The sequence below is a fragment of the Streptomyces sp. Ru72 genome, from assembly GCF_002920635.1.
In the GTDB taxonomy this organism is placed as follows: Bacteria; Actinomycetota; Actinomycetes; order Streptomycetales; family Streptomycetaceae; genus Streptomyces.
The window spans coordinates 1-17,396 of record NZ_PQSR01000037.1 but is presented as its reverse complement, the minus strand read 5'-3'; the positions used below and the strand labels follow the sequence as shown (position 1 = coordinate 17,396).

The following is a 17,396-nucleotide window of genomic DNA, read 5'->3' as shown; positions in this document are numbered from 1 at the left end:
GGCATGTTCGGATCAGGAACAGGCACCTATGCCCCCGAGTCCACGCCCCACAGCAGCCACCGGCCAGCGGGTGCGCGCAGCAGCGCATGCGCGTAACCCTCCGGGCCATGCTCGACGAAGACGGGCGGCCCGCCCTCGAACGCGTCGCCGTCTTCCTCGCCGATCAGAGCTACGACGCAGCGGGGGCTGTCGTTGTCGTTCCACGCGCTGAAGATCAGGGCGCCGGGCCCGCCGCCGGCGGCCGGGAGGTACTGGGGACATTCCCAGCCCTTGCCGGTGTGCAGGCCGGCGTGGCCGACGTCCTGCTTGTGGTGGGCGGCGAACGGGCCGCGGTAGGTCCAGGTCTCCAGGTCGGGCGAGTCGTAGAGCAGGGCGGCGCCGCGGCCGTCGGCGAGGGAGGCGCCGACGAGCATCCGCCAGCCGTCCGCGTGCTGCCATACGTAGGGGTCGCGGTACATGGTGCAGCCGTCGGGCACCTTGGGGATGAGCAGTCGGCCGCGCGGGGTGAAGGTGTGTCCGCCGTCGTGGGAGGTGGCGGTGGTGACCGGCTGGTGGTGTGGGCTCTGCTGGCGGTAGGCGGAGTAGAAGGCGATCATCCGGTCGCCGTCGGAGACGGCGTTGCCGGAGAAGCAGCCGTTGGCGTCGACGCCGCCCGGGGTCGGGGCCAGAGCGATCGGAGGGGTTCCCAGCTGATCAGGTCGGGGCTGCGGAAGTGGCCCCAGTGCATGAATCGGGTGGGTCGCGCCGTGCGGGTTGTACTGGTGGAAGACGTGGTAGTGGCCGTCGTGGAAGACCAGTCCGTTGGGGTCGTTGATCCAGTTTTGGGGCGGGCGCAGGTGTGCGACGGGCCGGTGCGGATCGAGGGGTGCGGTGGACACACGCGTGCCTTTCGGTGGATCGGAGAGCGAACCGCGCTCAGCGGCGGGTGCGGGCCATGGGCGGCTCGGCGGCGCCCCGCGCGCGGGGCGGGGAGGGCGCGGGGCGCCGCGGTCGAACCGGTGCGGCCGGGCAGGTCAGGGATGACCGGCCACACCGGTGGTTCGAAGACGCACCTGCCGTGCCGGACGGGTGCGTGGCCGGGGCGCACTGCGCTGGTCGGCTCGGTTTGGGCGTTGTGTCGTGCACAGGTACATGGCGGCTCAGCCTCTTTGGTTCAGGCGTCCGGTGCGGGGGTGCTGTCGCGGACGACCAACGACGGCTCCAGCAGGACCCGTTCGGGCTCGGCGTCCGGGTCGGCCATGCGTGCCAGCAGCAGCCGGACGCATTCCCGGCCGACGGCTTCCAGCGGCTGGGCGACGGAGGTCAGGCCGGGCGAGAGGATGCCGGCGGTCGGCGAGTCGTCGAAACCGACCACGGCCACGTCCCGGCCCGGGGTGGCCCCGCGCTCGCGCAGCGCGTAGTAGCAGCCCAGAGCGAGGGTGTCACTGGCCGCGATCACCGCGGTAGCGCCCGCGTCCAGTAGAGGTTTGACGGCACTGCGCGCGGCATCGACGTCATCGGCGCTCTGGGCCCGCCGGGCCCGCGTCGGAAGGTCGTGCCGTCGCATGGCCCGCTGCCAGCCCTCGGCACGGTCGTCACCGACGCACGAACCGCGCTCCCAGCCCAGAAAGGCGATCTTGCGGTGGCCGAGCGAAATCAGATGCTCTACCGCCGCGTCGGTGCCGGCGGCGCCGTCCACATCCACCCAGTCGCCGATCTGCCGCTTCGACCACATCCGGCCGAAGGCCACGAACGGCACCCCCTGCTTGTCCAGCCAGGGCTGTCGCGGATCCCCTCGCTCGTCGGTGTCGCTGAGGACGAAACCGTCGACATCGTGCTGGTCGAGGAGGTCCTCATATCCCGTGAGGCTTGCGCCGCCGGGCGGTGAGGCGAACAGCAGGATGCGGTAGCCGGCCTCGTCGGCGGCCTTCGACAGGGCGTGCAGGAAACGGTCCATGACCGGGGCCGTGGTGCCGGGCGGGGTAGGCCTGACACCGTAGCCGATCAGCTTGCTGGAGCGGGTGCGCAGGGTCTGGGCGGCGCGGCTGGGCCGGTAGCCCGTTTCCTCGATCGCCCGCAGCACCCGCTCAAGGGTCTCGGGGCGCAACTTCTCCGGCGCGTTGATCGCGTTGGACACGGTCGGCGCGGAGACACCGGCCCGGGCGGCGACCATGGCGATGGTCACCGGGCCCTTGGCCGAGGAGCTGCGAGGGGAGCGGGGCATAACGATCTCCAGGATCGGTCAGACGGAAAGAGACGAGTTGTGGCCTCTATTTAAGCGATTCAGAGCGGCTTGTCAGTCATGTGGCCTCGTGTTTAGGTTCGTTTTATCGATTTAATGAACGAGAGGTTGCGCCCCGTTGGACGTCACTGTCAAGCCCCACGACGGCAACATTTCCGCCACCGCCTCCGCTGCCGCGGCCCAGGGCCTGCAGCCGTTCCTGCATGACGCCGTCGTCACGCTGCACGCCCCGAGCTTCGTCATCTCGCGGGCGGACGGCCAGGTCACAGGCGGTGCGGACGGCTTCTTCCACGGCGACAGCAGGGCGCTGGCCCGGCTGACGGTCGCCGCCGCGGGCATCCCTCTCGCGCCGGTTTCCGGAGGATTGCAGGGCGCCGACCGAGCCGGCTTCCGGGCGGTCTTCCGGGGCCTGGGCGAGGTGACGGAAGACCCGGTGGTGGCGCTGCACCGCCGCCGCAGCGTCGTTTCCGGCCGCCTGGAGGAGACCTTCGAGGTCACCAACTCCGGCGCGCAGCCCGTCCGCTTCCGGCTCACCGTGGAGGCGGCCACCGACCTCGCCTCGATGGACCGGGTGAAGTCCGGGCAGCACCTCGACGACATACCCGCCCAGGCCACGGCGGGCGGACTGGTCTGGTCCCGCGACGGGCTCACGGTACGACTGCTCAGCACGCCGGTGCCCGACACACTGGACGCGACATCCGGGCGGCTGTCGTACGACATCGATCTGGCCCCCGGCCGGTCGTGGACCATACTCCTGGCCTGCACGGCGGCACAGGCCGAGGGCGACCAGTTCCCGGCCGCACCGGCCGAAGACGTGCCGTGGAGCACGCCCGTGCTGCGCAGCGCCGACCGGCGCCTGGACCGCTGGCTGCAGCAGTCCCTCGCCGACCTGGACCGGCTGCGCCTGACCGACCCGCTCTCAGCCGGCACCCCGGCGGGCCGCCCCGATCAGTTCCTGGCCGCCGGAGCCCCTTGGTATCTGACACTCTTCGGCCGCGACGCCCTCTGGGCGGCCCGCATGCTCCTGCCCCTGGGGACCGATCTGGCCGCCGGTACCCTGCGCACCCTCGCTCGCCGCCAGGGCGCCCTGGCCGACCCGACGACCGAGGAACAGCCGGGCAAGATCCTGCACGAAGTACGGCGCAGCACCCAGCAGTTCAGCGACACCCTCGTCCTGCCACCGATCTACTACGGCACCATCGACGCCACCCCCCTGTGGATCATCCTGCTGCACGACTCCTGGCGCTGGGGCCTCGCCTCGCAAGAGGTCGAACAGCTCCTGCCGCACGCCGAGGCGGCCCTGTCCTGGATGCGCGAGCAGAGCGACGTGAGCGGCGACGGCTTCCTCAAGTACGTCGACCAGACCGGCCGCGGCCTGACCAACCAGGGCTGGAAGGACCACGACGACTCCATCCGCCACCGCGACGGGCGCCTCGCCGCATCCCCGATCGCGCTGTGCGAGGTACAGGCGTACGCCTACGAAGCCGCGCGCGGCGGAGCCGCACTGCTGCGCGCCTTCGGCCGTCCGGGAGCCGACGAATGGGAGGACTGGGCCGAGCGGCTGGCCACGCGTTTCCGCAGGCGTTTCTGGGTGCAGGACTCCCAAGGCGCCTACCCGGCCGTCGCCTTGGACCGTGACGGCCGCCCCGTCGACTCGGTCACTTCCAACATCGGCCACCTGCTCGGCATCGGCATGCTTAACCACGAGGAAAGCGCCCTGATCGCGGCCCGACTGAGCGCACCGGACCTCGACTCCGGCCACGGACTACGCACCCTGAGCAGCGAATCGGGGGGCTTCAACCCCTACGGCTACCACACGGGTTCGATCTGGCCGCACGACACGGCGATCGCCGTGCACGGTCTCGTCCGGGCAGGCTTCTCCCAAGCGGCCGCCTCGCTCGCGGCGGGCCTGCTCACCGCATCCGCCGACTTCGACGCCCGCTTGCCCGAACTCTTCGCTGGCCACGGCGCCCAGGCCGGCACCCGCCCCGCGCCCTACCCCGCCTCCTGCCGGCCGCAGGCATGGGCGGCGGCGTCAGCCGTCCTCGTGGTCCAGGCAGCCCTCGGACTGGAGACGGATGTGCCCGGCGGCACGGTCACGGTCACCCCCACCTTCGCGGACGCGTACGGCCCGCTGACGGTGACGGGGCTCCGGGCGGCCGACGGCTCACTCGACGTCGCCATCGCGGCCGACGGCACGGCGAGAGTGGCAGCACCGGCAGGGATCTCGGTGATCAAAGCCAATCCGGAGTGACTGCACCGATCGCTGCTGTGCTCAGGCCAGCTCACGACCCGTGACAACCCGTGCGTTGAGGATCCCCTCGATGCGGGCACCAACAGGCGTCGAGAAGCGGACAACGGACAGCATTAAACCCTGTCCATAATTTCGGCTCCGCCGCCCACCCGGTGGGCAGAGCGGAGTTGTTCACGGCCACGGTCAGCATCGGATCAGGCAGGTTCCACGTCACACGGTCATGCCTTCCACGCCGGCCACCGGCAGTCCGGCTGAGTGGCTTCGTACATGAAAAAGAGGCTCTGGCACAGATCTTGGGGAGCGGTCGCGAAGCGTCACCGCGGCGTTCGATTGCAAGGACCCAGATTCGTGTGAGACCGCGTACGCCTTCCCGCCTTGCAGCAGGGAGTGACGCTCCGTCAGCTCTGCGCTCGACCTCTCCGGTGACCGCAGCGAGCAGTGACGGTGCTTGTCGTGCAGGCCGACGCAACGTTCTGGGACTCGCTCGTGTTCGATGGAATCGACGACGTGGACGTCGAAGCGGTGACCGCCGCCTTCGGCACGATCGACGTCACGGCCAGAGGCCGGACAGCCGGGGCAGCATGTCCGGACTGCGGCCGCTCCTCGAGCCGAGTGCACGACTCCTACCAGCGCAGACTGAAGGATCTGCCGCTCGCTGAACAGAGTGTCGTGATACATCTGACGGTCCGACGCTTCATCTGCAGCACGGACAACTGCCCGCGTCGCACGTTCGCCGAGCCGTTCGCTCAGTTGACCGCCCCGTACGCGCGCTTCACCACGCGGCTGGGCGAGGTCCTGGAGCGCGTCGGGCTTGCACTCGCCGGACGGGCCGGCGCTCGGCTGACCGCCCACCTGGGTTTCCAGGTGGGACGGATGACCCTGCTGCGCAAGGTCATGGCGCTGCCTGACCCGCAGCCCAGCACGCCGCGAGTGCTGGGTGTGGACGACTTCGCTACCCGCCGTGGGCAGACCTACTCCACCGTCTTGACCTGTGGAGAAACCCATCGCGTGGTGGACGTGATTCCGACGCGCGACTCGGGACCGCTGGCCGCGTGGCTGGCCACCCACCCGGGCGTGGAGATCATCTGCCGTGACCGAGCGGGCGCCTATGCCGAGGGCGCGCGACTCGGCGCTCCCGCCGCGATCCAGGTCGCCGACCGGTTCCACCTGTGGCAGGGCATCGGCCGAGCCGTGGAAACCTGCGTCGCCGCCCACCGCGAATGCCTGAACGGACCCACAGCGCCAACACAAACGGACGTTGAGGCGCCGCCCAATGACTCGGTGCGCGGCGGACCGGACAGCTCACCGGCTGGGTCCCACGCTCCCCGCATGGATCGAGGCCGTCGATGCCAGCCAGCTGCCCGGCCTCACCAACTTCGCCCTCCATCTGCTTCGAGACCTCGATGCGGTGACCGCCGGCCTCACCTTGCACTGGAGCTCCGGCGGCACGGAAGGCGCCGTGAACCGCATCAAGAAGATCAAGAGGCAGCTCTACGGACGTGCCGGATTCGAGTTACTCCGCAAGATGATCCTGCTCCAATAGCGTCTCGCCCCAGGCTCTGCAGCCAACCCTGATCACGTCAGCGAGTGTGGTGGGCTGAGAAGATCGCCGCGAGGCCACAGATTCCGTCGAGACCGCGAAGGACAGGGATGTCGAGGAGACTGCCCATAGACCGGGCCGAGGAGCGACTTCAACATGAGCTGAGCCGTGGGCAGCAGCCCCTGGCCGAGTTGGACTTGGACGAGGTGTGGCTCAGGTTCGTACGCTTCGGCTCCCAACGATTCGACACCGCGGATACGCCGGACGCTGATGGCCTTCTCTTCCAGTACGGGACTCACGCCTTCGAGGGACCGCCCGTCTTCACGCTGGACCTTGCCCGGCAGTTCGAGATCAACGACGCTTCCGGCGAGCGTGATCATTACATCCAGCTCCACTGCGAACTTCGATACGAGCCCGTCCCTCAACTTCGGGCGCTGGGGCACTTCGAGTCCTGGTTCTTCCACGACACGGACGACGAACTCGACCGCTGGGCCGACGGCCTTGGCCGCCAGGAATTCTGGACGATCGTCCGCCACTCCCATCCCCAGGAAATCAGGATCTACCAAGAACAAGTGTGATTACAGCCGCGAAACGACCTGACCGGTGATGCTCCGCGACCGCTCCCCAAGATCTGTGCCAGAGCCCAAAACTCGTGAACATGACCCGACCGTGGATCTGGGTGCCTCCCAAACCGTGAACAACTGACGACGCAACTCGTGAACAAAGCCAGACCCGTTCGGGCTCGTTCCGTCGTCGGTCAGCGTCTGGTCTCGGCGTTCGATTGCGGCGGTGATGGCGAGGAAGGCATGGGCGAGCAGGGCCCCCACCTCGTCGCCCTTGTCCGCGCCGGAGACCGCTTCGAACGCGGCCACCTCGTCGAATGCCCCGAGACTCACGCGGCATGAGCTTCTCCGCCGCGCCTGAAGGAGTCCAGTAACGGCCGGGCCGGACTGCTGGCCGTACGTGCCCCGGACCTCAGTGTGTGCGCCCGGCGAGGAACGCATCCTCAGCTGCGTACTCGAAGAACCGGCTGAAGTACGGGTCCTCCGTCTTGGGCAGGATTCCCGCCCGGTCGCCGGCCCGGGCGGCGTCGAGCAGCCAGTCGATCTCAGCAGCGACTGTCGTCGCGTAGTCGCCGGCTGGCCGGTACCCGAGAGCTTCCGCGGCGGAGGTGTCGAGGACCACCGGGTGGGGCGAGTCCCAGGGGGTTCGACCCAGGGTGTCCGGAACCGTGTCGTCGAGGAGGACTTCTTCCCAGGTGTGCTTCAGGTGCCGGGCGATGGCGCGGAAGATCTCGAGTGCGCTCGGCGCGTCGGGGTCCGCGCAGTTGAGGATGCGCGCGCCGGGCTTGTCGGCGGCCGTTTCGATGAGAGCGGCGATGTTGGCCGCCGCCGTCGGGTGGACGACCCCGTTGCCCCGGTTGGCGAGCAGCACAACACCGCGACGGTCCAGGGCGCGTTTGACGACCACCCATTCCCTGGGGCGGGCCGCGCCCACACCGTGGATGCGCGAAGGGCGCACGACAGTGATGGGCAAGCCGCTGTCCAGGGCGACATGCTCGGCCGCGACCTTGTTGGGGCCGTATCCCTCCCGTGACTGGTAGTCCATGTCACCGGGGGGCAGGGTGGGCTGGGTTTCGCGGACAGGACCGTCGTAGCGGGGCGGAGCGTCGGAGTTGGAGTGGTTGCCGTCGGCATCGACGTACACGGCCTTGCTGGAGATCAACACCGTGGAGATGGCGTTCCTGGCCAGTGGCAGCAGGAGCCGGGCGTCGGCTAGCCCGCTTTGTCGCGGCGGACCGGTCTGACGACAGTCAGCTCCAGGCTGCCCTGGGAGACGGTACCGACCTACTGGTCGACTGCATCTGCTACACCGCACCTTGGCGCGGTCGCCGCGGCCGATGTCATATCGCCTTGCGGCCGCCATCGCCGGGGCGTTCCCAGGGTCAGCTGGTGCAGGCGCATCCGGCGGCAACCTTGGCTTCGGCCGGGGTCTGGGTCGGGTCGACGGCCTGCTCGTCGGGGGTACAGCAGGCTGTGGTGCCGCAGCAGGCGTCCGGAGCGGTGCCGGCCTTCTCCAGGGTGTCGGCGTCGGCCTTGACGACGTAGACCTCCCAGGGCTCCTTGCCGGGGCCGGTGACCCACACCTTGTCCTGGAGGGCGTAGCAGCAGGAGGTGTCGTTCTCTTCGAAGGTCGCCAGGCCCGCGTCCTTGAGTCGGGTGGTGGCCGCGGTGACCTCGTCGGTGGTGGCGACCTCCACGCCGAGGTGGTCCAGACGGGTGTCCTCGTCGGTCTCGCCCTCGATGAGGACGAGCTTGAGCGGGGGCTCGGTGATGGCGAAGTTGGCGTAGCCCTCGCGGCGCTTGGCCGGCTCGGCTCCGAAAAGCTTGGAGTAGAAGGCGATCGAGGCTTCGAGGTCGGCGACACGCAGGGCGAGCTGAATACGGGACATGGCGGTCTCCCATCAAACGGGCTGTTTCGACGTCTGTCGATACAACCGACCTTGCCGCCAGGATCGACGGCTGTCAATATTGAGGTATGTCGAAACAAGCTGGTCTGCCGGTGCTCGGGCAGGACGACGCGGCGTGCTGCGCGCCGCTGGTCCGCGAGCCGCTGGGCGAGGAGGCTGCGGCTGAGCTGTCGCGGATGTTCAAGGCGCTGTCCGACCCGATCCGGTTGCGGCTGCTGTCGCTGATCGCCTCCCACGAGGGTGGCGAGGCGTGCGTGTGCGACCTCATCGGCCCGTTCAATGTCTCCCAGCCGACGATCTCCCACCACCTGAAGGTGCTGCGCGAGGCGGGGCTGGTCGGCTCCGAGCGGCGCGGGACCTGGGTGTACTACTGGGTGCTCCCCGAGGCTCTGGCGAAGCTCTCCGCCCTGCTCCAGATCCCCGTCGTGTCCGCGAAGGCCCCCGCGTGAGCGCGCCGGCTCCGCTGCTGCGGCGGGCCGTCGTCGAGGGGCTCGGTACGGCCGCGCTGGTCGCGGTGGTGGTCGGCTCCGGCATCCAGGCCACCGAACTGACCCGTGACGTCGGGGTGCAGCTGCTGGCGAACTCCTTCGCCACCGTCTTCGGCCTCGGCGTGCTGATCGCCCTGCTCGGCTCGGTGTCGGGGGCGCACTTCAACCCGGCGGTCAGCCTCGCCGCCTGGTTCACCGGCCGCCGCACCGGCGACGGCCTGGCCCTGCGCGACGTCGCGGTGTACGTGCCTGCCCAGGTCGCCGGGGCGATCGTCGGCGCGGTGTTGGCCGACGCCATGTTCGGCAAGCCGCTGGTGCGCTTCTCCACCCACGACCGGTTCGCCGGACATCTGTGGCTGGCGGAGGTCGTGGCCACCGCCGGGCTGGTCTGGCTCGTCTTCGGCCTGGCCCGCGCCGGCCGCGCGCACCTCGCGCCGCTACTGGTCGCCTCCTACATCGGGGCGGCGTACTGGTTCACCTCCTCCACGTCGTTCGCCAACCCGGCCGTGACGATCGGCCGGGCGTTCACCGACACCTTCGCCGGCATCGCCCCCACCTCCGTGCTGCCGTTCGTCGCCGCCCAGCTGATCGGCGCCGCTGTCGGCCTGGGCCTGGTCGGCGTCTGCTTCGGCCGCCCGGCCGCCGTGAGTGAGGACGAGGTCGTCGTTCCCCATGGTGGGCAGCAGTCCGCCGCTCCCGCCCGTTCCGCCGAAGAAAGCGCCCTGACCTGATGAGCACCTCTGCCGTTCCCTCCGTGCTGTTCGTCTGCGTGCACAACGCCGGCCGGTCCCAGATGGCCGCCGCCTTCCTGACCCACCTCGGAGGCGACCGCGTTCAGGTTCGCTCGGCCGGGTCCGCCCCCGCGAGCGCCGTTAACCCGGCCGTGGTGGAGGCCATGAAGGAGGCCGGCATCGACATCTCCGCCGAGATCCCGAAGGTCCTCACCACCGAGGCCGTGCAGTCCTCGGACGTGGTGATCACCATGGGCTGCGGCGACGCCTGCCCGTACTTCCCCGGCAAGCGGTACCTGGACTGGCAGCTGGATGACCCGGCCGGACAGGGCGTCGCTGCGGTGCGGCCGATCCGGGATGAGATCGAGCGGCGCATCCGCGGCCTGCTCGCCGAACTCGGCATTGAGGCGGTGGCGTGAGGGACACCGTGACCGGCGTGCGCATCGCGCCGATGCGGCCGGAGCACGCGGGGCAGGTCCTGGCGATTTACCAGCTGGGTATCGACGAGGGCAACGCCACCTTCGAGACCACCGCCCCGAGCTGGGAGGCGTTCGACGCCGCCAAGCTGGACGAGCACCGCCTCGTCGCGTTGAACGAGGACAGCCGGGTCCTGGGCTGGGCTGCCGTGGTGCCGGTTTCCGACCGGTGCGCGTACGCCGGTGTCGTCGAGCATTCCGTCTACGTCCACCCCGCCGCCCGCGGTCGAGGAGTCGGCCGTGCCCTGTTGACTGCTCTGCTCGCCTCCACCGACGCCGCCGGGATCTGGACGGTGCAGTCCGGCATCTTCCCGGAGAACACCGCCAGCCTCGCCCTGCACCAGCGGGCCGGATTCCGCGTTATCGGCACCCGCGAACGCATTGGCCGCCACCACGGAACGTGGCGCGACGTCGTCCTCGTCGAACGTCGCAGTCCCGCAATCACCTGACCCTGCACGGCTGGTGCCCAGTCCGTCGCCTCGTTCGCCAGGTAGCGATCGGAACCGCCAGCTATCGGCCGGTGTCACAGCCGCTGTGACTGTTCGCGATAGTTGGCGGATTGCTCGGGGAGTCTCTGCAGGTCGCAGCGTTTCTGGTCACCGCAGTTGGCGGGACCTCTGCACGATAGTTGGCGGCTCCGGGGCTCTAACGAAGCACTCCACCAGCGAAGACGCAGCTCACGCGGTCGTCTCGGCGCCTCGCCTACTAGGCCGGTTACACCAATCCCTGTCGGTCTCGTCAGGGTTCATGGGCCGGGCCGATACGCGAGCAGCGCCGGGTGTCCGCCGGCGCCGTGTGGGATGGGGTAGTAGCTGAGGTGGGTGGTGGGGTCGACGGCGACGACGTGGGCGCCGTCGGCCAGGAGGGCGCGGCCGGTGACGGTGAGGTGCCGGTTGTGGTTGTTGGCGGTGGTGACTCAGCCGGATTCGACGGCGACGTAGAGGTGGCGGGCGGTGGGGTCGTAGGCGAGGACGTCGGGGTCCTGGCCGACCTGGTCGGTGCCGGTGACGCGCCAGCTGGTCAGGTCGATCGTGAGCAGGCGGGCGTTGCCGTCGCAGGCGACAAACGCCAGCTGGTCGGTGGGGGCGAGGGCTAGGTGTTCTGTTCCGGGAGGCTGTGGACGGTGACAGGGCTCACGGCTGATCGATCTTGAAATGGGTGAGGGCCTTCTGGCCTGGTGTGGATTGCGACATCTGCACCAGCAACAGAAAGGCCCTCGTGCCCCACCGTAATGCACCCCTGACCGAGACCGGCCGCCTGCGTCTGGCTCGCTGCGTGGTCGAGGACGACTGGCCCCTCAGACGCGCCGCGGAACGCTTCCAGGTCTCGCCGACGACAGCCCAGCGGTGGGCTGAGCGCTACCGGCAGTTCGGTGAGGCCGGGATGTGCGACCGCTCCTCCCGCCCGCGCACAAGCCCGCGCCGCACCCCCACCCGCACCGAGCGCCGGATCATCAAGGTTCGTGTCCTGCGCCGCTGGGGACCAGCCCGCATCGCGGGCCTGCTGCGGCTGGTGCCCTCGACCGTGCACCGCGTGCTGACCCGCTACGGCCTGGCCCGCCTCGCGCATCTGGACCGGGCAACCGGCCGTGTCATACGCCGCTACGAACGCCAACGGCCAGGCGAACTGGTCCACGTCGACATCAAGAAACTCGGCAACATCCCCGACGGCGGCGGACACAAGGTCCTGGGCCGGCAGACAGGCCGAAAGACCCGCTCGAACGTCGGCTACAGCTACGTGCACACCGCCGTCGACGACCACTCCCGCCTGGCCTACAGCGAGATCCACACCGACGAGAAGAAGGAGACAGCCACCAGCTTCTGGAAGCGGGCCCACGCCTTCTTCGCCGAGTGCGGGATCACCGTCGAGCGGGTCCTGACCGACAACGGCGCCTGCTACCGCTCACACGACTGGCGAGACGAGCTGGCCCGCGCCGGGATCACGCACAAGCGCACCCGGCCCTACCGGCCCCAGACCAATGGCAAGGTCGAACGCTTCAACCGCACGCTGCTGGACGAGTGGGCCTACGCCCGCCCCTACCGCTCGGAGCAGGAGCGACGCGACACCTTCCCCGGCTGGCTCCACACCTACAATCACCACCGCGGACACACCGCGCTGAAAGGCCAACCACCCGCCAGCCGCGTCCCCAACCTCACGGGTCAGTACAGCTAGGCCGTGGTCGTGGTCGCAGCCGGGCAGAGGGACGCGGCGGGTGATGTGGAGGGAGGCCGGATCGATCACGGCAAGCTGGTTGCGGGTCTGGACGTCGACGAGTATCTGCCGGGTGGTGGGGTCGTAGGCGACGTTGCCGGCATCGCCCCCCAGTGTGACGGTGCCGCGGACCGCTCCGCTGCTGGCGTCGACGACGGTTTCCGAGCCGCCGGACTCGTTGGTGGTCCACACCGTGTCGTGCACGGGGTCGTAGGCCAGTCCGTCGGGGTAGTCGCCGGTGGGGCTGCGCTGCAGGACTCTGCCGGTGGTCTCGTCTAGGGCCACCATCTGGTTGGCCTTCGTGGCGGTGGCGTACACCGTGTGGCGGGAGGGGACGACCAGCACGCCATGGACGCCGGCCAGTCCGTCGATGGTGCGTACGACGCGGTCCGTGTGAACGTCCACCTCGATGAGCTGGCTCGCGCCGAGGTGGGCGATGAACAGCAGCCCACGGTCGAGGTCGAGGCTCGCGTAGTCGAAGCGTGAGCTGTCACCCGGCAGTGCGATCTCCTTCACCGAGCGGAGCGGCAGCGCCACCTTGGGTGCCTGGCCGCCGACCCGGGTGAGCGTTACGCCGGCCACGGCGGCGACGACGGCGAGGACCAGCCCGGTGGCAAGGGCCAGCAGAACTCGAGGGCTGAAACGACGGATCATGTGTGGGCTTTCCCGGGGTTGGTGGTGAAGAGACCCGGTCGTCCCGCCGCCGCCCGCGGGGGCGAGCGGCGGCGGGACGACCGGGCCGTTCAGTACAGGTATCAGTACAGGTAGATGTCCACGAGAAGAGCCGCGATAGCGGCCAGGAGCGCGTTGCGGATGCTGGTGCGGCTCGGCTGCGCGGCCAGCGGGCCGAGCCCGTAGCCGAGGGACGCGGCTGCCAGGGTGAAGACGCCGGAGCCGGTGTCCTGCCAGCTGACGGGAAAGACGATCACGGGTGCGTCGGTGAAGAACTGATCTCCGTGGGCGGCGCGCAGGATCGCGTTCCAGGCCAGGGGGCCGACGGCCGCAGCGAGCGCGCCGGTCGCGACGACGGCACGGCTGCGGCCACGGGTGACGGCGATGAGGACGGCGGCGACGACGGCTGACAGCACGGCGCCGTAGACGATCTGGCCCCAACCGATCACGACGTGGGAGCCAGCGCGGTCGCGTTCAGCGCCGGGCGCAGTGCCTTGGCCAGGGTGACGCCGTCGCCGGTGGCCCAGAAGTGCATGTAGAACAGGCGCGGTTGGTCGTTCAGGGAGTGGTTGTGGAGTTCGACGATGTCGATGCCTCCCTTGCGCAGCGCGCGGATGACCTTCTGCACCTCGGGTGCGGTCATGACGAAGTCGCCGTTGATGGCGGCCCTGTTGCCGCCCAGCGGCTGGAAGTTGATGGCGGTGGTGATGCCGAGCGCGGGCGGCAGCACGTGCATGCCGTCGGTGACGGTGTTCTTACGGGGGATGGAGAACTTGTAGATGCCGCCGTCGGCGGTGCCCTTGCGGCCGATCGCCTTGTCGATGCCTGCGGTGTTCAGGTCGATGGGCGGCTGGGTGGCCGGGGGCGGCGAGGCTGGCGGGATGGCGGTCGCGGCCAGCGCCGACTTCAGGCCCTTGGCGAGAGCGGCCAGGGTGCCCATGGCGTGGACGTGTGTCCACCAGATCGCCGGGGACTGCTGGAGCAGGTGCTTGTGCAGCGCGGTCTGCTCGATCCCGGCGGCCTGCAGCGCGTCGGTGACCTTGGGCAGTTCGTCCTCGGTGACGACCAGATCGCCCATGAGCATGGTTCCGTCGTGGTACTTGGCGAAGGTCGCGTAGCCGCCAAGCGCGAGGCCCGGCTTGATGGTGATGCCCTGAGTGGTGACGGTGAGGTCCTTGCGGGGCAGCGGGACGCGGTAGACGGTGCCCTTCATCAGGGTGCCGGTACGGCCGAGGGCGTCGGCGACCGGCTTCCAGTCCTTCTCGGTGGTCTGCTCGGGCTGCTGCGCCTGGCCGTGGGTGGCGGTCTGATCCGCGACCGCCTGCGTATCGCCACCTGCAGCGCCCTCTGTCGTCGCGGAGCCGCAGCCCGCCAGCAGGCCGGAACCCGCCACCAAAAGGAGGGTGGCCGCTGCCCCTACGGCCGGCTTCATGTGCGAATGGGGTGACATGACCACTCCTCGTCGAGTTCCTCGTCGATGGTGCCTGTGTGGCCAGACAAGCCGCCGCTGATGAAGCTGGCATGAAGAGCACCGCCATCTGGGTGACTTCATGACAGCTTCATCAGCGACCGGGATCGTGGGGGCAAACGGCGCGCAGCAGCAGAAGGCAGAGGGATGGCATCATGCGGATCCTGGTGGTCGAGGACGAGCCCAAGATGCGGGATCTGCTGCGCCGGGCCCTGACCGAGGAGGGCTACGCCGTTGACACGGCCGAGGACGGGCCACAGGCCCTCGCCCTGACGGACGTGGCCGCCTACGGCGCGATGGTGCTGGACGTGATGCTGCCCGGTCTGGACGGCTTCGAGGTCTGCGCTGCGCTACGCTGGCGCGGCACCTGGTTGCCGGTGCTGATGCTCACCGCCAAGGACGCCGTTGCCGACCGCGTCCAGCGCGGCGTGGGCGAGGACGGGCTGCGGCAGGAGAATGGCGGCGGTCTCGCGGGCTGCCGGATCCGCGTAGTGCCCAATGCGCGCGGCCAGGGCGTGGGCGAGCCAGGCGTCGACGTCGGCCTGGACGTACCCTCCCGCGCGGCGGGTGAGTTCGGCCCGGGCGGCTTCGTCGCCCTCGCGGGGCTCGGTCTGCTCCAGCGTGCGAGCTCGCGCAACGCCTGCAGCTCATCGCCGCGGGCGGCGACCAGACGTTTGCCAGGTGAGTTTGACCGCTGCTGGGTTCCTGCCACCCGATCTCGGCCAGCGGCCAGCGCTCGGTGAGGGGCGGTGGGATCAGTGGTTGCGGAACGGTGCCCAGGGGTCGGGGAGGGGAGCGCTCGGGTCCTCACCCTCGGTGGACAGTCCGACGTAGGCGCGTAGGGCGGGGCGGGTACCGGGGAGGCCGTACTGGGTGAACCGCTCGTGGAGGTCGGAGCCGAACGGCACGGGCTGAAAATCCGCGGCGGTCAGCAGCTCGGCCAGGACCCTCAGCAACTCCCGGCGCCCAGGGGAGAGCTCGGCGAACACCGGTACGGTGTCCGCGGGGTCGAACAGGGCTTCCAGCAGGTTCTCGGCGCGGACCGCCAGCGGGCGGGGCACGACTCCGGTCTCCTCGATGCGAGGCAGGGCGCGGACGATCTCCAGGAGGACCCCGTCCGGGTCCTCGGCGGCGCCCATCAGGTGCAGCAGGCTGCGGACGGTGTAGCTGTGCAGGTCGCCCGCGTGGTGGGCGGTGGCGGTCTCGGGGGCCGGCCCGGCGCCGAAGGCCGCCAGCTCGGCGGCGATGCGCTCCGCTGGCGGCAGGCCGGACGCGGTGGCCGGGTGTGCGACCAGCAAGCGGGTCAGGGCGGTGGCGGCGGCCCAGCGCGGCAAGGGGTGCTCGTGGTCGAGGTGGTGCCGGAGTCGGCCGTCCGGGTCGTGGTCGGCGATCAGCCCGACCGAGACGAGGACCGTGGCGACGCAGACTGGGTCCCGCTCGCCGTCGAGGCAGGCCAGCAATGGGAGCAGGGTGGCGTTGGCCTCCTCGGGGAACCAGCCGAGGAGGTACGCGGTCTTGGTGCGGATCTCGGGGTCCTGGTCGTCGAGCAGTTCGAGCAGGACGGGAAGCTGGGCGCGGACCGCGTCATAGGAGCGCAGTGCGCCCTCGCGGGCGTCGACGGGGTGCCCCGCCGCACAGTACGCCCGTCCCTCGCACAGGTTCTTCAGCCGCTCCTCGTCGGTCTCGGCGGCGATCTGCTCGTCGTACCAGCGCAGATTCTCTTCGGGGCTGATGGCTGTGGCGCGCCACGCGGCGGTGTCGATGCCGAGCGGGAGGTCGTACTCGTCGTGCCAATCAATGGCCAGACGGGTCAGCAGCAGCAGCGCGTCGGCCCGGGCGCCGACCGGGCCCGCGACGGCGATTCGGGTGAGGAACGGCACGGCGTACGGAGAGGTCGAGTACCGGGTGCCCTGGTGGAAGATGTTGCCGAACAGGCTGCGGAAGGCGCTCTTCCGGGCCTCCTCGTCCAGTCCGCACACCGTCCGGAGCTGGCCGGGCACGTCCTCGGCGCTGCCATAGGCGTGCCCCAGGGCTGCCCAGTCGATGTCGTCCAGCCCTGCCAGGAGATCGTCGGATCGTTTCATGATCTGTATGCTCGCAGGGACCGCTGACACTGAATGGTCCTGGCCGGGACGAGCCAGCACCGTAGTTACGGTCACCGGCTGCGCCTCGGATGAATCGGACATCCACGAACCCGAGTTGCCGAAGACCACCTCCAAGACGACCGGGAAGAGTCGCGACGACGACCTCAGTGCGCGCCTGGGTGAGCATAGGCGGACCCGCACAAGCGAGCCGTCTTCACCCATGTACGCGTACTCCACCTCCAAGATCACACCCGGGCGACGCGCTCAACGCCATCGAAGGAAAGTGCGCAGAACGGCTCAATCTTCGCGGCGCCATGAACCCACGGGTATGGCCTCGAGCGGATGAGTGGCTGCGACCCGTGGCGTAGTTGAGCACCACAAGCGCGGCGGGCCACGTTCCGACCCGCCGCGCAACCCTTCTCATCCCGCACGTCTCGTGGCTCCCTTCCTGGTGCGGATCTCAACACGTCTGAAAAACGTGCGTTCGGCAGACTCGCTGTGTCGTTGAGCTGGGCGACATCGAACTCTCGCGCGACTTCTGGGGGACGTGTTGGCCTCAGCTCACGAAGAAGCACCGACAATTACCGGACCACTCGACTCCGACTCGTCCATTCCAGAGCCTGAGAACGCATCGGTCCTGATCGTCAACGACCGCGGCGAGTACTTGCTGCACCTGCGAGATCAGGTCCCTGGCATCTGGGAGCCGGGAGCGTGGTCCCTGCTAGGCGGGGGGCGCGAGCCCGGTGACCGGTCCTTGGGGGAGACGGCCCGTCGGGAGCTG

The 17,396-nt window shown here is 69.6% G+C and carries 20 protein-coding genes and 1 pseudogene; 13 read left to right on the top strand and 8 right to left on the bottom strand.

Going from position 1 to position 17,396, the window contains the following annotated elements; all coding sequences use genetic code 11:
- Positions 1–26 precede the first annotated feature (26 nt).
- Positions 27–878 carry a glycoside hydrolase family 32 protein gene (locus tag C3488_RS18910; protein WP_103840924.1) on the bottom strand — a complete coding sequence of 284 codons (852 nt, stop codon included), beginning with the start codon at positions 876–878 and terminating at the stop codon, positions 27–29.
- Positions 879–1,153: 275 nt separating this feature from the next.
- Positions 1,154–2,203 (bottom strand): LacI family DNA-binding transcriptional regulator, encoded by a 1,050-nt coding sequence (locus C3488_RS18905; protein WP_103840922.1) that lies wholly within the window; start codon positions 2,201–2,203, stop codon positions 1,154–1,156.
- A gap of 136 nt (positions 2,204–2,339) precedes the next feature.
- Between C3488_RS18905 and C3488_RS18900 the strand changes: the two genes are divergently transcribed.
- The 4 genes and pseudogenes from C3488_RS18900 to C3488_RS18890 all read left to right on the top strand — a co-directional run bounded on the left by C3488_RS18900 (position 2,340) and on the right by C3488_RS18890 (position 6,593).
- Positions 2,340–4,475 (top strand): glycogen debranching N-terminal domain-containing protein, encoded by a 2,136-nt coding sequence (locus C3488_RS18900; RefSeq protein ID WP_103840920.1) that lies wholly within the window; start codon positions 2,340–2,342, stop codon positions 4,473–4,475.
- Positions 4,476–4,913: 438 nt separating this feature from the next.
- Positions 4,914–5,648 (top strand): annotated as a pseudogene (locus tag C3488_RS41625) (ISL3 family transposase); the annotation flags it as partial.
- Positions 5,649–5,748: 100 nt separating this feature from the next.
- Positions 5,749–6,018, top strand: coding sequence for a transposase (locus C3488_RS41620; RefSeq protein WP_258053503.1), 270 nt, complete (start codon positions 5,749–5,751; stop codon positions 6,016–6,018).
- A gap of 107 nt (positions 6,019–6,125) precedes the next feature.
- Positions 6,126–6,593, top strand: coding sequence for a hypothetical protein (locus C3488_RS18890; protein WP_103840918.1), 468 nt, complete (start codon positions 6,126–6,128; stop codon positions 6,591–6,593).
- Here C3488_RS18890 and C3488_RS40585 read toward each other — a convergent pair whose 3' ends face one another.
- The 3 genes from C3488_RS40585 to C3488_RS18880 form a co-directional block, all read right to left on the bottom strand.
- Complete coding sequence (locus C3488_RS40585; protein ID WP_181139080.1) at positions 6,594–6,911, bottom strand: hypothetical protein; 318 nt, start codon at positions 6,909–6,911, stop codon at positions 6,594–6,596.
- Between the two features lie 79 nt (positions 6,912–6,990).
- Complete coding sequence (locus C3488_RS18885; RefSeq protein ID WP_146067885.1) at positions 6,991–7,743, bottom strand: NAD(P)-dependent oxidoreductase; 753 nt, start codon at positions 7,741–7,743, stop codon at positions 6,991–6,993.
- 217 nt (positions 7,744–7,960) lie between these two features.
- A complete protein-coding gene (locus C3488_RS18880; RefSeq protein WP_103840914.1) occupies positions 7,961–8,467 on the bottom strand; it encodes an ArsI/CadI family heavy metal resistance metalloenzyme in 507 nt (168 codons plus the stop codon).
- 86 nt (positions 8,468–8,553) lie between these two features.
- Here C3488_RS18880 and C3488_RS18875 point away from each other — a divergent pair, with 86 nt between their 5' ends.
- The 7 genes from C3488_RS18875 (at position 8,554) to C3488_RS40580 (ending at position 12,877) form a co-directional block, all read left to right on the top strand.
- Positions 8,554–8,934, top strand: coding sequence for a helix-turn-helix transcriptional regulator (locus C3488_RS18875; RefSeq protein ID WP_103840912.1), 381 nt, complete (start codon positions 8,554–8,556; stop codon positions 8,932–8,934).
- A complete protein-coding gene (locus C3488_RS18870) occupies positions 8,931–9,704 on the top strand; it encodes an MIP/aquaporin family protein (RefSeq protein ID WP_181139079.1) in 774 nt (257 codons plus the stop codon). Before C3488_RS18875 ends, C3488_RS18870 begins: the two co-directional genes overlap by 4 nt.
- On the top strand, positions 9,704–10,123 hold the full coding sequence (locus C3488_RS18865) for an arsenate reductase ArsC (RefSeq protein WP_103840910.1): 420 nt from the start codon (positions 9,704–9,706) through the stop codon (positions 10,121–10,123). Before C3488_RS18870 ends, C3488_RS18865 begins: the two co-directional genes overlap by 1 nt.
- Positions 10,124–10,155: 32 nt before the next feature.
- A complete protein-coding gene (locus tag C3488_RS18860; RefSeq protein WP_103840979.1) occupies positions 10,156–10,629 on the top strand; it encodes a GNAT family N-acetyltransferase in 474 nt (157 codons plus the stop codon).
- A 368-nt stretch (positions 10,630–10,997) separates the two neighbouring features.
- A complete protein-coding gene (locus C3488_RS18855) occupies positions 10,998–11,276 on the top strand; it encodes a hypothetical protein (RefSeq protein WP_146067884.1) in 279 nt (92 codons plus the stop codon).
- Between the two features lie 122 nt (positions 11,277–11,398).
- Entirely contained in the window at positions 11,399–12,352 is a 954-nt protein-coding gene (locus tag C3488_RS18850; RefSeq protein WP_103840906.1) for an IS481 family transposase, read from the top strand.
- A 360-nt stretch (positions 12,353–12,712) separates the two neighbouring features.
- Complete coding sequence (locus tag C3488_RS40580) at positions 12,713–12,877, top strand: hypothetical protein (protein ID WP_181139078.1); 165 nt, start codon at positions 12,713–12,715, stop codon at positions 12,875–12,877.
- Between the two features lie 269 nt (positions 12,878–13,146).
- Here the strand turns inward: C3488_RS40580 and C3488_RS18840 are convergent, their stop codons facing one another.
- Both C3488_RS18840 and C3488_RS18835 read right to left on the bottom strand, forming a co-directional pair.
- Positions 13,147–13,512, bottom strand: coding sequence for a hypothetical protein (locus C3488_RS18840; RefSeq protein ID WP_103840904.1), 366 nt, complete (start codon positions 13,510–13,512; stop codon positions 13,147–13,149).
- Complete coding sequence (locus C3488_RS18835) at positions 13,509–14,513, bottom strand: DUF1259 domain-containing protein (RefSeq protein WP_219822319.1); 1,005 nt, start codon at positions 14,511–14,513, stop codon at positions 13,509–13,511. Before C3488_RS18835 ends, C3488_RS18840 begins: the two co-directional genes overlap by 4 nt.
- Before the next feature lie 173 nt (positions 14,514–14,686).
- Here C3488_RS18835 and C3488_RS42385 point away from each other — a divergent pair, with 173 nt between their 5' ends.
- Complete coding sequence (locus tag C3488_RS42385) at positions 14,687–15,274, top strand: response regulator (protein WP_103840901.1); 588 nt, start codon at positions 14,687–14,689, stop codon at positions 15,272–15,274.
- 12 nt (positions 15,275–15,286) lie between these two features.
- Here C3488_RS42385 and C3488_RS18825 read toward each other — a convergent pair whose 3' ends face one another.
- Positions 15,287–16,615 carry a HEAT repeat domain-containing protein gene (locus tag C3488_RS18825; RefSeq protein WP_146067883.1) on the bottom strand — a complete coding sequence of 443 codons (1,329 nt, stop codon included), beginning with the start codon at positions 16,613–16,615 and terminating at the stop codon, positions 15,287–15,289.
- Positions 16,616–17,162: 547 nt separating this feature from the next.
- On the opposite strand from C3488_RS18825, the gene C3488_RS18820 reads away from it, so the two are divergent.
- The coding region (locus C3488_RS18820; protein ID WP_258053493.1) for an NUDIX domain-containing protein at positions 17,163–17,396 on the top strand (234 nt) is incomplete at its 3' end.

Bases quoted from the DNA above. Each gene is read 5' to 3' on its own strand.
- C3488_RS18905 (WP_103840922.1), bottom strand. From the start codon at position 2,203: ATGCCCCGCTCCCCTCGCAGCTCCTCGGCCAAGGGCCCGGTGACCATC.
- C3488_RS41620 (WP_258053503.1), top strand. From the start codon at position 5,749: ATGACTCGGTGCGCGGCGGACCGGACAGCTCACCGGCTGGGTCCCACG.
- C3488_RS18890 (WP_103840918.1), top strand. From the start codon at position 6,126: ATGTCGAGGAGACTGCCCATAGACCGGGCCGAGGAGCGACTTCAACAT.
- C3488_RS18880 (WP_103840914.1), bottom strand. From the start codon at position 8,467: ATGTCCCGTATTCAGCTCGCCCTGCGTGTCGCCGACCTCGAAGCCTCG.
- C3488_RS18875 (WP_103840912.1), top strand. From the start codon at position 8,554: ATGTCGAAACAAGCTGGTCTGCCGGTGCTCGGGCAGGACGACGCGGCG.
- C3488_RS18865 (WP_103840910.1), top strand. From the start codon at position 9,704: ATGAGCACCTCTGCCGTTCCCTCCGTGCTGTTCGTCTGCGTGCACAAC.
- C3488_RS18860 (WP_103840979.1), top strand. From the start codon at position 10,156: ATGCGGCCGGAGCACGCGGGGCAGGTCCTGGCGATTTACCAGCTGGGT.
- C3488_RS18835 (WP_219822319.1), bottom strand. From the start codon at position 14,513: ATGTCACCCCATTCGCACATGAAGCCGGCCGTAGGGGCAGCGGCCACC.
- C3488_RS42385 (WP_103840901.1), top strand. From the start codon at position 14,687: ATGCGGATCCTGGTGGTCGAGGACGAGCCCAAGATGCGGGATCTGCTG.
- C3488_RS18825 (WP_146067883.1), bottom strand. From the start codon at position 16,615: ATGAAACGATCCGACGATCTCCTGGCAGGGCTGGACGACATCGACTGG.